General features: G+C 52.9%; 10 protein-coding genes. 5 read left to right on the forward strand and 5 right to left on the reverse strand.

The window, feature by feature from the left end; translation table 11 throughout:
* Positions 1–12: 12 nt before the first annotated feature.
* Both zigA and AFL22_RS09910 read left to right on the forward strand, forming a co-directional pair.
* Complete coding sequence (gene zigA, locus AFL22_RS09905) at positions 13–1242, forward strand: zinc metallochaperone GTPase ZigA (protein ID WP_010246814.1); 1230 nt, start codon at positions 13–15, stop codon at positions 1240–1242.
* Between the two features lie 92 nt (positions 1243–1334).
* Complete coding sequence (locus tag AFL22_RS09910; protein ID WP_052271300.1) at positions 1335–2513, forward strand: FAD-binding oxidoreductase; 1179 nt, start codon at positions 1335–1337, stop codon at positions 2511–2513.
* Between the two features lie 3 nt (positions 2514–2516).
* Here AFL22_RS09910 and AFL22_RS09915 read toward each other — a convergent pair whose 3' ends face one another.
* Positions 2517–3887 carry an aldehyde dehydrogenase family protein gene (locus tag AFL22_RS09915; protein WP_052271301.1) on the reverse strand — a complete coding sequence of 457 codons (1371 nt, stop codon included), beginning with the start codon at positions 3885–3887 and terminating at the stop codon, positions 2517–2519.
* Between the two features lie 459 nt (positions 3888–4346).
* Between AFL22_RS09915 and AFL22_RS09920 the strand changes: the two genes are divergently transcribed.
* The 3 genes from AFL22_RS09920 (at position 4347) to AFL22_RS09930 (ending at position 9256) form a co-directional block, all read left to right on the forward strand.
* Positions 4347–5276: a RepB family plasmid replication initiator protein gene (locus tag AFL22_RS09920; RefSeq protein ID WP_010246820.1), complete on the forward strand. Its 930-nt coding sequence runs from the start codon at positions 4347–4349 to the stop codon at positions 5274–5276.
* A gap of 1801 nt (positions 5277–7077) precedes the next feature.
* Positions 7078–8277 carry an AAA family ATPase gene (locus AFL22_RS09925; protein ID WP_010246822.1) on the forward strand — a complete coding sequence of 400 codons (1200 nt, stop codon included), beginning with the start codon at positions 7078–7080 and terminating at the stop codon, positions 8275–8277.
* A 7-nt stretch (positions 8278–8284) separates the two neighbouring features.
* On the forward strand, positions 8285–9256 hold the full coding sequence (locus AFL22_RS09930) for a ParB family protein (protein ID WP_010246824.1): 972 nt from the start codon (positions 8285–8287) through the stop codon (positions 9254–9256).
* 1146 nt (positions 9257–10402) lie between these two features.
* Here the strand turns inward: AFL22_RS09930 and AFL22_RS09935 are convergent.
* Genes AFL22_RS09935 through AFL22_RS09950 form a run of 4 tightly spaced genes read right to left on the reverse strand, consistent with a single transcriptional unit; the run spans position 10403 to position 14372 of the window.
* Positions 10403–11413: a transketolase family protein gene (locus AFL22_RS09935; RefSeq protein WP_052271302.1), complete on the reverse strand. Its 1011-nt coding sequence runs from the start codon at positions 11411–11413 to the stop codon at positions 10403–10405.
* A 1-nt stretch (position 11414) separates the two neighbouring features.
* On the reverse strand, positions 11415–12257 hold the full coding sequence (locus AFL22_RS09940; RefSeq protein WP_033779973.1) for a transketolase: 843 nt from the start codon (positions 12255–12257) through the stop codon (positions 11415–11417).
* Between the two features lie 12 nt (positions 12258–12269).
* Complete coding sequence (locus tag AFL22_RS09945; protein WP_010246829.1) at positions 12270–13568, reverse strand: MFS transporter; 1299 nt, start codon at positions 13566–13568, stop codon at positions 12270–12272.
* Between the two features lie 54 nt (positions 13569–13622).
* Positions 13623–14372 carry an SDR family NAD(P)-dependent oxidoreductase gene (locus tag AFL22_RS09950; protein WP_052271303.1) on the reverse strand — a complete coding sequence of 250 codons (750 nt, stop codon included), beginning with the start codon at positions 14370–14372 and terminating at the stop codon, positions 13623–13625.
* Between the last annotated feature and the right edge of the window lie 79 nt (positions 14373–14451).

Here is a 14451-nt window from a genome sequence, read left to right on the forward strand (position 1 = left end):
ACAGGTAACACCATGACACTCTCTGCTCTGACATCCGACGATCCCCGTCTGCCGGTTGCCGTTCTCTCCGGCTTTCTCGGTGCCGGTAAAACTACCCTGCTTAATCATATTCTGAACAACCGCGAAGGACGGCGGATCGCGGTGATCGTCAATGATATGTCTGAAATTAATATTGACGCTGCGCTGGTGCGCGATGGCGGCGCGCAGCTCTCCCGTACCGATGAAAAGCTGGTCGAAATGAGTAACGGCTGCATCTGCTGCACGTTGCGTGAAGATCTGCTGCTGGAGGTAAAACGTCTGGCTCAGGCCGGGCGTTTCGATCACCTGGTGATTGAGTCTACCGGCATTTCTGAACCGTTGCCGGTTGCCGAAACCTTTACGTTTGAAGATGAAGCGGGTGAAAGTCTGTCAGCCTATGCCCGGCTGGACAGTATGATCACCGTAGTCGATGGCTTTAACTTCCTGCGCGATTATCGTTCAGCCGATGATCTGCAGTCACGTGGCGAATCGCTGGGCGCGCAGGATGAGCGCTCAGTGGTTGATCTGCTGGTGGATCAGATTGAGTTTTGTGATTTGCTGGTGCTGAACAAAACGGACCTGCTCAGCCCGGCGCAGCTGCACCAGTTGAAGGGCATGCTGCAGGCGCTTAACCCGCACGCGCTTATTGTGAACAGTGAGTTTGGGCAGGTTCCGCTGGACTGCCTGCTGAATACCGGCCGGTTTGATTTTGACCGGGCAGCGCAGGCACCTGGCTGGCTGCAGACCCTGCGCGGTGAGCATCAGCCGGAATCGGAGGAGTATGGCATTCGTAACTTTGTCTATCGCGCCCGTCGTCCGTTCCATCCGCAGCGTTTCTGGCATGCAGTAAACCACCAGCTTGACGGCGTTATCCGCTCTAAAGGCTACTTCTGGCTGGCCAGTCGGCCGGAATATGCCGCAATGTGGTCGCAGGCGGGCGCGGTGGCACGTCAGGGTTATGCCGGGCGCTGGTGGGTCAGCGTGCCGCGAACTGAATGGCCACAGGATGCAGATTCGCTCAACTTTATCGCTGAACAGTGGCAGGAAGGTACCGGCGATGCGCGCCAGGAACTGGTCTTTATCGGCATTGAGATGGACGAGAAGAGCGTCCGTGCCGCGCTGGATCATGCGCTGCTGACACCACAGGAGATGGCTGCGGGGCCTGAACAGTGGATCACCCTGGCCGATCCGGTGCCCGCATGGTTCGATGAAACCACCGCCTGACGCTGCGGTTGACGTACTTCTTTGACTTCGCAATAGTAAACGAACCGGCGGGTAGCAGTTTTCCACTAATTCCTGTTCAGGAGAGACCAGATATGCCACAACGTATTGCCGTAATCGGTGCAGGCGTGCTGGGTTTAGCCGTCGCGCAGTCATTGTCGCGACGGGGCGCACAGGTCACCGTCTTCGATAAAAACTATCCTGGCAGCGGAACCAGTCAGATCAGCTATGCCTGGGTCAATGCCAACGGCAAAGAACCCACCAGCTACCATGATCTTAATGCTCATGCGATAGACGAGCACAAGCGCTGGCAGGCAAGCCATCCTGCATCACCCCGATGGCTGCTGGAAACCGGCACGCTGGAGTGGGCGGCCGATGAATCATCCCTGCGCCAGCTGGCGCAGCGCGCAGCAAAGCTTACGACGCTCGATTACCCCGTAGAGAAACGTAGCCGCGCCGCACTTCTGGGTGCAATGCCCGAGTTGCGGCTTGATCCCCGCGTTCAGCACGCCTGGTCTTTCCCGTCGGAGTGTCTGCTTTATCCGAGCCTGTTTATCGCCTCTCTGCTGGCAGACCTGCGTACCAGTGGCGGGCAGCTGGTCTGCAACAATGAAGTGACGACGCTCACTGAATCGGCGCAGGATGTCCATCTTACGCTGGCCAGTGGTGATGAATGGCGCGGCGATCAGCTGGTACTGGCGACCGGCCGCTGGGCACCGGAACTGATAAGTCAGTGCGGGCTTGAACTGGCGATGACCGATGCGAATCGAGCCGATCCTGTTGCCTGCAGTTTTCTGGCGCAGACCCAGCCTCTGCCGATCCCACTTAAATGCAATCTGATTACCCCGGAACTGAATGTGCGGCCGGATGGAGGTGGCCGTCTGATGCTGCAGGCGCTGGATCTGGATCAGCACGCCGATCCGGCGCGGCCGGTCTCGCCGGATGGACTGATTGGCAAAGAGATGCTGCGTCGATTGCGGCGGCTGTTTAAAAACACCGAAGGCGCGAGAATTGAGCGGATTGAAACGGGACAGCGGTCGCGTCCGACAGATGGCTTGCCGGCATTAGGCTACATCAGCGAGTCAGCACGCGTTTATCTGATGGTCAGCCATAGCGGCATGACACTTGCCCCATTGCTGGGCAGGCTGGTGGCTGAGGAGATGCTGAGCGGCACAGGCTCACCAATGCTGAGTGCGTTTGCACCGCATCGGTTGCTGCGTCCGCTCAGTGCGGTCGCTAAAACAGCGCCCGCTTATCTTCCGTCGGCACAGTAAACACTAGCGACGATTCTTCCACACCGTCTGCACGTTACAGAATTCGTGCACACCAAAGTGCGACAGCTCACGGCCGTAGCCGCTTTTCTTCACACCACCAATGGTAACGCGCGGATCGGACGCGCCGTTGCCATTAATAAACACAGCACCGACTTCCAGCTGCAGCGCCAGACGATCGGCAATCTCTTCATTACCGCTCCAGACGGTGGCGCTGAGGCCAAATTCGCTGTCGTTGGCGATCTCCAGCGCATGTTGTGGATCCCTTGCGACCGCAATAGCGGCTACCGGGCCAAACAGCTCCTGCCTGAACGCGGTCATGTCGCTGGTGACATCAGCGAGAATGGTCGGCGCGTAGTAGTTACCCTGCCCTGCCACTTTCTCGCCGCCCAGTACCAGACGTGCACCTTCACGCAGCGTGGCCTTTACCTGTCCATCCAGTTCGTCACGCAGATCGGCGCGTGCCATCGGGCCCAGGAAGGTATTTTCATCCAGCGGATCGCCCATGGTGAGTGCCTGGACCGCGGCAGTGAAGCGTTTTTCAAATTCTTCAGCGATCGGAGCTTCCACAATAAAGCGTTTGGCAGCCATACAAACCTGCCCGGTATTCTGGAAACGTCCAATAACGGCTGATTTAACCGCTTCATCAAGATCGGCATCCGCCAGCACGATAAAGGGATCGGATCCACCCAGCTCCAGCACGGTTTTCTTAAGTGCTGCGCCCGCCTGTGCAGCGATCGCGGCGCCAGCCCGGACACTTCCGGTAACGGCAACGGCGGCAATGCGGTCATCTTTGATGGCTACGGAGACACCGTCGTTGTCAACGTTGATCAGGTTAAAGCCACCAGCAGGCAGATCGGTTGCCCTGAACAGCTCAGCCATCAGTGTGGCGCTTCCCATGACGTTGGGCGCGTGTTTGAGCAGATAGGTGTTGCCTGCCAGCAACATACTCACTGCGCCCCGCAGAACCTGCCACAGGGGGAAATTCCATGGCATCACAGCCAGGATCACCCCGATGGGACGGAATCGCTGCCACGCATCGACAATCTGCGTAGGCTGATCGGCCAGCATTGCAGGGCCATGTTCCGCATACCAGTCGCATAAGTTAGCGCATTTCAGAACTTCAGCGCGTGCCTGTGCAATGGGTTTACCCATCTCCAGGGTGATCATGCGGGAAAGATCCTGCTCACGCAGACGGATCTGTTCGCCAAGCTGACGCAATACGCGAACGCGGTCCGTCATGGTGCTGCGTTTCCATGCTGCAAAAGCAGATGCGCTTTCAGTCAGTGTCTGTTCCAGCTCTGCACTATTCTGCAAAGGATAGCGTGCCAGAATTTCACCAGTTGTGGGGTTACGTGATAGGGCATGTTCAGTCATGGTGCCGTATTCCTCATTCTGTCAGTGATGGAGAGACGATACGCGCTGTAGTTGATGATGAAAAATGAATAATAGTGAGGAAGTTGTTTATCGATTGAGAATGAATGCGGCTATGACCGATTAGTCGGTCAGGCAGTGGGCAGATTGCGGGCCAGTTTTTGCTGGTGCTCAACACGTCTGAAAATGATGTCACGCCTTAAGTTTTCCACTTATACAGTGACCAGATCCTAATAAACGATCCTTAATAGATCATATAGAGATCCTAAGAGATCCCCGATCGTCGCAGGCCGCACCCCACAAGGGCTGAAAGGGTGATCGCGTTCACTATAATCAGTAAAGTGTTCACTGTAATCAGTACTTTATTCACTGTACCAGGTAGAATGTTCACTGTAAACAGTGCTAATGTTCACTGTAGTCAGAAAACGATCCCTTTCATCCACAGAATGAAGATCTTACGCCATGGCAGACAAAGACAACGAAAACAAAGCGTTACTTGAACCTTTTCTGTCAGTGACAAAAAACAGCGGTGAAGTTATTCAGCTTCATCCCAACAAGAATAATACCGTTCAGCCTGTCGCTTTAATGCGTCTTGGGCTGTTCGTACCGACGCTGAAATCTACTGCACGCGGTAAATCCGGTGCGATGGCATCAACGGATGCGACGAAAGAGCTGAAGAATCTGACGCTGGTGAAAGCGGAAGGCTACGAAAAGATTACCATTACCGGCGCGCGGCTGGATATGGATAACGATTTCAAAACCTGGGCGGGTATTATTCAATCGTTTTCCCGCTATCCGACCAAAGGCGATACTGTCACGCTGCCGTTTATCGATTTTGTGAAGATGTGTGGCATTCCCTCTGCCAACTCTTCAGCCGCCCTGCGCAAGCGTCTTGATGCCTCTCTGCGCCGCATCGCGACCAATACGCTCTCTTTTGAAGGTAACGGCAAGGCGTATCATACCCACCTTGTTCAGTCTGCTTATTACGATCGCGAAAAAGATATTGTGCGCATCCAGGCCGACCCCAAGCTGTTCGAACTCTATAACTTCGACCACAAGGTCCTGCTTCAGCTCCGTGCAATATCCCGCCTGAAGCGTAAAGAGTCTGCGCAGGCGCTTTACACCTTCCTGGAAAGCCTGCCAACCAATCCAGCGCCTATCTCGCTTGCACGCCTGCGTATGCGCCTGAACCTCGGCTCTAAGACCACCACGCAGAACCATGTCGTGCGGCGCGCGATGGAGCAGCTGAAAGAGATCGGTTATCTGGATTACTCAGAAGTGAAGCGTGGCCGCTCAGTCTTTTTTATTATCCACAGCCGTACGCCTAAGCTTGATGGCATCAGTAATCTTGAGAGCATCGATTCACTGGATGAGATCGAGTTTGATGATTAACCCCTCACGTTCACTGTAATCAGTATTCCTGCGTGGCAGTGTCACTTTCTGCGTTACCGGTGACATTGCGCCATTCTCTCTTCATTCACTGTAATCAGTACTCTCCGGGGATTCACTGTGATCAGTAACGTTCACTGTAATCAGTAACCGGGCCGCCGTGCAAATGTGTGTTCTTCCCCCCTCTCCCTTCTGCGTGCCATTTTATAAGGCTTAACAAGTAAGTTAGTACTTACTCTCATATTGGTTAGCACTCAATTATACTGTGTTTACTGATTACAGTGAATGCCCTGACTTCGGTTGGCTAAGCCTCTCTCTGCTGATTACAGTGAATCCTTTTTACTGACTACAGTGAATGCCTTTGCTCTGCCCTGTTCTCAAAGAGCATTACTGGCTGGCCAGCAAATCAGGGTTGGATGCGGTTTACCATGAGGGGTCTGCTCAGCGTGATTCACATGATACGTATGACCTGAATGACACACGTAACCATAGAGAACAGCGTGACACTGTTACTGATTACAGTGAATGTTTGCTGATGGGCGCTACCCTCGCCTCACCATTGAATCTCTTTAACGGCTTTCCGAATCGCTACTGATTACAGTGAATGTTGTTGCCAGATGCCCGGTCTGAGGCGAGTCATAACTGCCATGGCGGGATGCTAATCTTGTACTGATTACAGTGAACGTTCTGCTGATTACAGTGAATGTTTGCTGCGGTGTACCTGAAGGCATCGTGCATTCTACTGATTACAGTGAACGTTAAAGTGAACCTGCTGACGGCATTGCTGATGTATACGATACGGGGCTGGTGCATGACTGGCTGAAGGGCGACAGAAGAAGCCGTTGCTCGCATGGCCTGAGTCTTTCACGACCACTCGGCACACACTGATGCAGAATGGAATCGCCTCTGTGTTCTTACTGCTATCTACTGGCTCATATTACGACCCTGTCGGCACGCGCTGATGCAGAACAGAATCGCTTCTGTCTACTTACTGCTAACCAGGAACTACTGACTACAGTGAATGTTTGCGCGGTTGTTCTCCTTCTAATCCCTCTTCTGTTTGTGACGTTACTGACTATAGTGAATGTTTACTGCTTTCTGGATTTACTGATTACAGTGAACGTTTATGGGCTTTACGCTTCTGTATCGCAGACCAGAGTCGGTTGTGACGTTGCCAATGTATATTCCCTCTCCAGATTCCGATGCTTTTATCATCCGCGGAGGATTTTTCAAACCATCCTTACTGACTACAGTGAACGTTTACGCTGCCCTGCTCCCTCTTCTGGCTCCTGATCGGCAAGTTTACTGATTACAGTGAACGTTGCTCTTCACAGAGCTGAACACGTAAAACGCTACTGACTATAGTGAATGTTGCAGTGATGCAGTGGCAAAGATCAGCACAGCAAACGCAGTTACTGCCTGAAAATCCGTTTATGAATGTATCCATCGCTCTTTCGCCTGCTCCATAACGTCACCGAATGAGACACAAGCTTTACTGACTACAGTGAACGTTTGATCTCTCCAGGGCTGTCTTCTGTGTTCTCCCCTTTCCCGTTCAATGTACCCGGTTTGTCTGATGATTTTTTAAACCTGTTTGCTCACTACAGTGAATGTTCTGCTGATTACAGTGAATGCTTACCGCAATTAACCTGCAAAATATATTCGGCCAGACGAAATAATGTGATGAAACTCACCAAAACCCGTGTGGTTACATAAAAACGGAGATTATGTTGAGAAGATAATTTATTGCCTCACGTGCAGGATTTCTGTATAAAGTCATAAATCCTACATGTTTGGAGCAACTATGGCTAATGATGACAAGCAGGTGATGAAGGTTGCGCAGCGTTCAGAACGCATGCTGCTAAGCCTCACCGAGCAAATTCAGGCGCAAAAGCAGGAACTGCATGAAAATACTTACTATCAGGTCTATGCCAAAGCGGCGCTGGCAAAGTTGCCCAAACTGACCCGAGCCAGTGTGGATTACGCAGTCAATGAGATGGAAGAGAGCGGTTATCAATTTGATAAACGTGCGGCCGGTTCTTCCGTTAAATATGCTATGTCGATTCAGAATATTATCGATATCTATCATCATCGTGGCGTGCCGAAGTATCGCGATCGCCATAGTGACGCTTACACCCTGTTTGTCGGTAATCTGAAGGGCGGCGTCTCTAAAACGGTTTCAACCGTCTCTCTGGCACATGCATTGCGCGCACATCCCCATCTGCTTTTTGAAGATTTGCGCATCCTGGTTATCGACCTTGATCCGCAGTCCTCAGCAACCATGTTTCTGAACCACGAGCGCTCCGTCGGGCTGGTGGAAGCGACTGCGGCGCAGGCAATGCTGCAGAATGTCTCACGAGATGAGCTGGTCAACGAGTTTATCGTTCCGTCGATCATTCCGGGTGTGGATGTGCTGCCTGCATCGATTGATGACGCCTTTATCGCCTCAAGCTGGGATCAGCTTTGTGCTGAGCATCTTCCGCAACAGAACGTTCACGCCGTGTTGTATGACAACGTTATTGCCAAACTGAAAAAAGATTATGACTTCATCTTTATCGATAGCGGCCCGCATCTTGATGCTTTCCTGAAGAATGCGATTGCAGCGTCTGATCTTCTGATGACTCCAGTGCCACCGGCTCAGGTAGACTTTCACTCGACACTAAAATACCTGACACGTCTTCCGGAACTGATTGCGATTATCGAAGACTCCGGCGCGACCTGTCGGCTGCAGGGCAATATTGGCTTCATGTCTAAGCTCTCCAATAAAGCGGACCATAAACTCTGTCATAGCCTGGCGAAAGAGATTTTTGGTGGCGACATGCTTGATGCTGCCCTTCCCCGCCTTGATGGTTTCGAACGTTGTGGCGAATCCTTTGATACGGTTATCTCCGCCAATCCTTCGACCTACGTCGGCAGCAGCGAAGCGTTGAAGAATGCACGATCCGCCGCAGAAGATTTTGCTAAAGCCGTCTTCGACCGTATCGAATTTATTCGCCTGAACTGAGGTTTGTATGAGCGCAAAAAGAATTACGATTGGCAGAACCTTCAGCCAGACTCCACTGGAAAATGACACGCCAGACAGCCAGCACAACCAGACATTCGTTCTGGCAACGGGCAAGCGCGCGTTGTTTCGTTTTGAACGCATTGCCGCCAGCGACGTTGAAAGCAAAACGTTTGTCACAATGGAAACCAACGGTCGCGATCAGGCAGGCCTGACACCTGATTCGCTGCGCGACATTATCCGGACCATTAAGCTGCAGCAGTTCTTTCCCGCTATCGGCGTGATGCGCGATGACCGCATCGAAATCCTGGATGGCTCACGTCGTCGGGCAGCCGCGCTCTACTGCAAAACCGGCCTGGACGTGCTGATCACTGACGCGGCCATCACGGCTGATGAAGCCCGCCGACTGGCGCAGGATATTCAGACGGCACGGGAACACAATCTGCGCGAAGTGGGGATGCGTCTGTTAACACTTAAAGATGGCGGTTTGTCGCAGAAGGAGATTGCTGAAAATCAGGGTTTGTCCCAGGCTAAAGTGACGCGTGCCCTGCAAGCCGCCAGCGTTCCGTCAGATTTGATTTCACTTTTTCCTAATCACGCCGAGCTGACCTATCCCGACTATAAAGCGTTGTTACAGGCAGCTGACAAGTTGAGTGAGTCCGGGCAAAGCGTTGAAGCTCTGATCAAATCCATTTCAAGGGAAATTGATGTGGTCTGTGCCCGTGAAGGTCTGGCCGAGGACGAGCTTAAAAATCATATCCTGCGTCTGATTCGACAGGGCAGCCAGACTCTGATCAAAGAACCGGAGAAAGATAAAACTCAGGCGACTGCGCTCTGGTCTTTTGCGGATAAAGATCGCTTCGCCCGCAAAAAGGTACGCGGACGGATGTTCAGTTATGAATTTAACCGGCAGTCGAAAGAGTTGCAGGAAGAGCTGGATAAAGTTATTGCGGAGACCCTGAAAAAATATCTCAACCGTTAACGTATCTGCACTCAAATCAGCCAGCGATAGACGCTGGCTTTTTTTTCGATTTTTGTAGCGAGTCGTCGTTAAAAGAGATGGTGGACACCCAAATTTCAGGCTGAAATCGCCAGATTTTTAAGTGTGAATTCCTGCTTAAGATATTGAAATATAATAAATTACCTTATTTTCTCTTGCTGAAAAACTGCATGAAATCGCCACTTCGCTGAACTCTTTCGCCAGATACCGAAGCCGCTTCCAAACCGCACAGGTCACTATAAACAGAGATAGCGGGTTTCGTCTGATGCTATCGTTGATAAATTTCATGGCCGCCAGCGCGCATCCGACGGTCAGAATATTGCAAGTAATGATTTTCCGGGGCTGGTTCATTAGTGACCAATCAACCCCCACTGAACCTCATTAACAGCGTACCGGCTTCACACACTCCGCTAAACCCTCTGCCTGGCCTTTCTCCAATCATTAGCCCGCCAGCGATATTTCGTGATTAACTGTTTGTTTTTAATATAAAAGATGCAAGAATTTCAGCCTGAAATCGCCATGCCTGCAGTTAAATGCTTCCTCTTTTCAGGCCTGAGGGCGAACGGATAAGATCAGAAAAGAGGCGTATCTTGAGAGCAGTAAAGTCCTGAACAGAGAGTGAAAAAAGATACTCAGAAACTATCCCTCACTTATCCACAGAAAAAGTGGATAACTTTTTCTGCGCGATAAAATTTTTTTTTGAAGAGGTGCGATACAAGATGCAGCTTTGGCAGGGAACTCAATTAAAACCTGATCAGCGGGAAAAGATTGTCACAGTCTGCTCATGACGGAAAGGTAGTTGCATGGCATCAGATTCACTGTATTGGGTAAAGCAGATGAAATCGGCAGCTTACGGATGAAGAGCCCCTATCGGCCTACCTGATAAAAGGCGATGGCTCACTGCACTGCTGTTTACAGTGAATGGCGAGAAATAACGTCTGTATGGCATTGAACCGGGTTATCAGTGGCTGTTATCAGCATACAGCGTAATTGCTGATGCGCAGAGAGTGCTGACCACTGCAATCAGTAATCAGACCGATGTGAAGTAACGTAATGCAATGATGATCTTCCACGGCAGAACCGAACCTATGCAGAAGAAAACCGGGCCAGGCCCGGTTTTGATATGAATCAGGCTTCAAGCCAGGCGGTGATTTGCTTAACCATGGCATCAGTTGAGATGCCATAACGGTCATGCAGCGTCGGTAGTGCGCCTGCTGCAAGGAAAGCATCCGGCAGCGCAATCTGTTTAAAGCGCGGTGTCACATGGTTTCGCATTAACAGGCCGGCAATAGCTTCGCCTAATCCACCGGTTATCGAATGATTTTCAGCGGTGATAACCAGCTGGTTATGATGCAGTGCTACCCCCGCCTCACGCAGGATGGTCTCTTCATCCAGAGGCTTAATCATGGGTGAATGAACCACACCGACCTCAATCCCCTGCTTCTCCAGCGCTTCAGCGGCTTCAAGCGCCCGCATGGTCATCAATCCGCTGCTGATAATAACGGCATGCTTACCGCCGCGCAGGCGCTGAGCCTTACCGTGCTGATAGCGATAGTCATATTTATCCAGCACCAGCGGAACCTTACCGCGCAGCAGGCGTAAATAGACCGCGCCCTGATGTTCAGCAATAGCCGGTATCACCTGGCTAATCTCCAGTGCATCGCAGGGATCGATGATAGTCAGGTTCGGCATGCCACGGAAGATTGCCAGGTCATCAGTCGCTTGATGACTCGGTCCATAACCGGTGGTCAGGCCCGGCAGTGCGCAGGCGATTTTAACGTTCAGATTCTCTTCGGCGATGGCCATGCAGATAAAATCATAAGCGCGGCGGGAAGCAAAGACGGCATACGTGGTGACAAAAGGCATAAAGCCTTCACGCGCCATGCCCGCTGCGGCGCTCATCAGTAACTGTTCCGCCATGCCCATCTGATAAAAACGTTTCGGAAAAGCCTCTGCGAACAGGTGCAGATCGGTGTATTTACTTAAATCAGCCGTCAGCCCCACCACATCTGAGCGCTGCTCTGCCAGAGAGACCAGGGCATGTCCAAAAGGAGCTGAAACCGTGGGCTGGCCTTCAGCGGCGATCGAGGCGATCATGGCGGATGTGGTCAGACGTTTTTTTTGCGGTTGTGAACTCATCTCAGACTCCTTGCTCAAGTGCTGTCAGGGCTTTGTCCCACTCATCGGCATCGACCCGAATAAAGTGGGTTTTCTCGCGACTTTCCAGAAACGGCACCCCTTTGCCCATTCGGGTATCGCAAATGATGACGCGCGGCTGGGGTTCGGGCCAGCTGCGAGCCGCATCAAAGGCGGCCTGCAAAGCAGAGATATCGTTGCCATCAACCCGCTGGGTGTACCAGCCAAAAGCCTGCCAGCGATCCACAATGGGTTCAAAAGCGAGAATCTCACTGCTATGGCCGTCAGCCTGCTGATTATTGACGTCGATAAGGGCGATCAGGTTATCAAGTTGCCAGTGTGAGGCGGACATTGCCGCTTCCCAGGTAGAGCCTTCATTCAGTTCACCATCTGAAAGCAGGTTATAGACTCGTGCCTGCGAGCCTTTCTGCTTCAGCCCAAGACAGGCACCCACGGCAATACCTAATCCATGACCCAGTGAACCGCCGGTAATTTCCATGCCTGGGGTATAGGCAGCCATGCCGGACATCGGCAAGCGGCTCTCATCAGTCCCATAAGTTTCCCTTTCTTCTTCAGGTATCACGCCTGCTTCCAGCAAGGCGGCGTAAAGGGCGATAGCGTAATGGCCAATCGACAGATAGAAGCGATCGCGCTCTTCCCACTCAGGTTGATCCGGCCGGTAATTCATGGCGTGGAAATAGCTGACAGCAAGCAAATCGGCGGCACCCAGCGCCTGACCGATATATCCCTGCCCCTGAATCTGCCCCATTAATAAGGCATGGCGGCGAATATTGGTGGCTCGTTGCTGCAATGAGAGCACGTGTGAAGCGTGACGAGAGTCAGTCATATTACCTCCTGATTAACGATTAACGTCCGCTGCCCGGATGCGCAGCACGCATAGCGCGCCACCCAGCAGGACGGCAGCAATAAAGTACATTCCGGAAGCGGGCGTACCGGTTGCGGTGGTGATGGTGCCTATCAGCCACGGTGAGAAAAAACCGGCCAGATTAGCAATGCAGTTCACGGCGGCGATGCCTGCGGCGGCAGAGACGCCACCTAACAGATTGGTCGGCAACATCCAGAACAGCGATGAGGCGGAAAGAATGCCCGCAGCGGCAATACAAAGGGAGAGCAGTGACAGGGAAACGCTATGGCTCAGCAGAGTTGCCAGCGTCAGTCCGGTGAGTCCGATCAGCATTGGAACAATCAGATGCCAGCGGCGTTCACGATAGCGATCGCCACTGCGCCCGGCCAGCAGCATAAAGATAATGGCGCAGAGGTAAGGCAGACTGGTCAGCAGCCCAATATGCAGCGGTTCACTGACGCCTGAGTTTCTCACCAGCGTCGGTAACCAGAACGTCAGGGCGTACTGACCCATCACCACACAGAAGTAGATCAGCGCCAGCAGCCACAGACGACGGTCGGCGACAAAGGCTTTTACCGTGCCATGACAGGCTTTCTGCTGATTATCCTCATCCAGATCGGCACGCACCCGGCGTTTCTCATCTTCGTCCAGCCAATCTGCCTGTTCAACACGATCCTTCAGAACCAGCAGTACCACTAATCCCATAACAAGGGTGGGGATAGCTTCCAGCATAAACATCCACTGCCAGCCTGCCCATCCGTGAAAGCCTGCAAAGGTCGCCATAATCCAGCCTGAGAGCGGGCCGCCAATCATCCCTGAGAGTGGAATGGCGACAAACCAGAGCACGGTCATACGTGCGCGACGGTGTGATGGAAACCAGTAGGTCAGGTAGAGCAGTAAACCTGGCGCAAGACCGGCCTCGGCGACGCCGAGCAGAAAGCGCAGCAGGTAGAACTGCCATGCGGTTTCTACAAAGGCGAACAGGGCTGAGATGATTCCCCATGTGATCATAATGCGGGCAATCCAGCGGCGTGCGCCGACACGGTGCAGGATCAGGTTACTCGGCACCTCAAAGAAGAAGTAGCCGATAAAAAAGATCCCGGCACCCAGTCCATACACGGTTTCGCTGAGAGACAAATCATCCATCATCTGTAATTTAGCGAAGCCCACATTGACGCGATCAAGATAGGCGCAGAGATAACAGAGCATCAGCCAGGGCATCAGGCGCCAGGCAATTTTGCGATAGGTGATATCGCGCGCAGCAGAGGCTGCGCTCAGATTAAGCGTGGTCATGGTGTTCACTCCCGAGATTAGCCCGCCAGGCGTGCGGGCAGGGAAGGGCGCTATTTAATGGATCAGCATGCCGCCGTTTACATCCAGCGTGATGCCGGTGAGATAACCGGAGAGATCGCTGGCGAGAAACAGCGCAGCGTTGGCGACGTCACTGGCGGTCCCAAGGCGGCCGAGCGGAATTCCGTCGAGAATGGCGTGGCGGCGTTCATCCTGTAACAGGCCACCAGTGATGTCCGTCTGGATCAGACCGGGCGTCAGGGCATTAATGCGTATCTGGTCAGGGCCAAACTCGCGCGCCATCGCTTTAGTCAGGCCCAGAACGCCCGCTTTAGCGGCACTGTAGTGCGGGCCGCCGAAAATCCCGCCGCCGCGCTGTGCTGAGACCGAGGACAGGCAGACGATGCTGCCGCCTTTCTGCTGCTGCATGCTGGGGATCACCGCCTGAGACATCAGCAGCGTGCCGCGCAGATTGACATCAAGAATACGGTTGTAATCCTCGATGCCGATTTCCAGTGTTTTAACCGGCTGAGTAATACCTGCATTGTTGACCAGCACATCAATACGGCCGAAGTGCTCAAGAACCTGGTCGATGGCACGACGAACAGAGAGGGGATCGGTCACATCGGTGGCCAGGCCGAGATGCCCGTCACCACAAGACAGTGCGCTGGCCTGGGCGGCCTGCCGATCTAAATCGAGCACTACCACGCGCGCGCCATGCTGAGCAAAACAGGCGGCTGTGGCCCGGCCAATGCCGCGCTGAGAGGCGGCACCTGTAATAATCGCAACTTTATTTTCGAGTAACATTGTCCACTCCAGAAAAATAATTATTTGTGGTTCGGTATCGCTACCGGCAGGGTCACGATCAGAATTGATAAAGCGGCTA

It is taken from the genome of Pantoea sp. CFSAN033090 (assembly GCF_001264395.1).
GTDB classification, from domain to species: domain Bacteria; phylum Pseudomonadota; class Gammaproteobacteria; order Enterobacterales; family Enterobacteriaceae; genus Pantoea; species Pantoea agglomerans.

Coding starts and splice junctions, on each gene's coding strand:
- AFL22_RS09920 (WP_010246820.1), top strand. CDS start 4,347: ATGGCAGACAAAGACAACGAAAACAAAGCGTTACTTGAACCTTTTCTG.
- AFL22_RS09910 (WP_052271300.1), top strand. CDS start 1,335: ATGCCACAACGTATTGCCGTAATCGGTGCAGGCGTGCTGGGTTTAGCC.
- AFL22_RS09925 (WP_010246822.1), top strand. CDS start 7,078: ATGGCTAATGATGACAAGCAGGTGATGAAGGTTGCGCAGCGTTCAGAA.
- AFL22_RS09945 (WP_010246829.1), bottom strand. CDS start 13,568: ATGACCACGCTTAATCTGAGCGCAGCCTCTGCTGCGCGCGATATCACC.
- AFL22_RS09940 (WP_033779973.1), bottom strand. CDS start 12,257: ATGACTGACTCTCGTCACGCTTCACACGTGCTCTCATTGCAGCAACGA.
- AFL22_RS09930 (WP_010246824.1), top strand. CDS start 8,285: ATGAGCGCAAAAAGAATTACGATTGGCAGAACCTTCAGCCAGACTCCA.
- zigA (WP_010246814.1), top strand. CDS start 13: ATGACACTCTCTGCTCTGACATCCGACGATCCCCGTCTGCCGGTTGCC.
- AFL22_RS09915 (WP_052271301.1), bottom strand. CDS start 3,887: ATGACTGAACATGCCCTATCACGTAACCCCACAACTGGTGAAATTCTG.
- AFL22_RS09950 (WP_052271303.1), bottom strand. CDS start 14,372: ATGTTACTCGAAAATAAAGTTGCGATTATTACAGGTGCCGCCTCTCAG.
- AFL22_RS09935 (WP_052271302.1), bottom strand. CDS start 11,413: ATGAGTTCACAACCGCAAAAAAAACGTCTGACCACATCCGCCATGATC.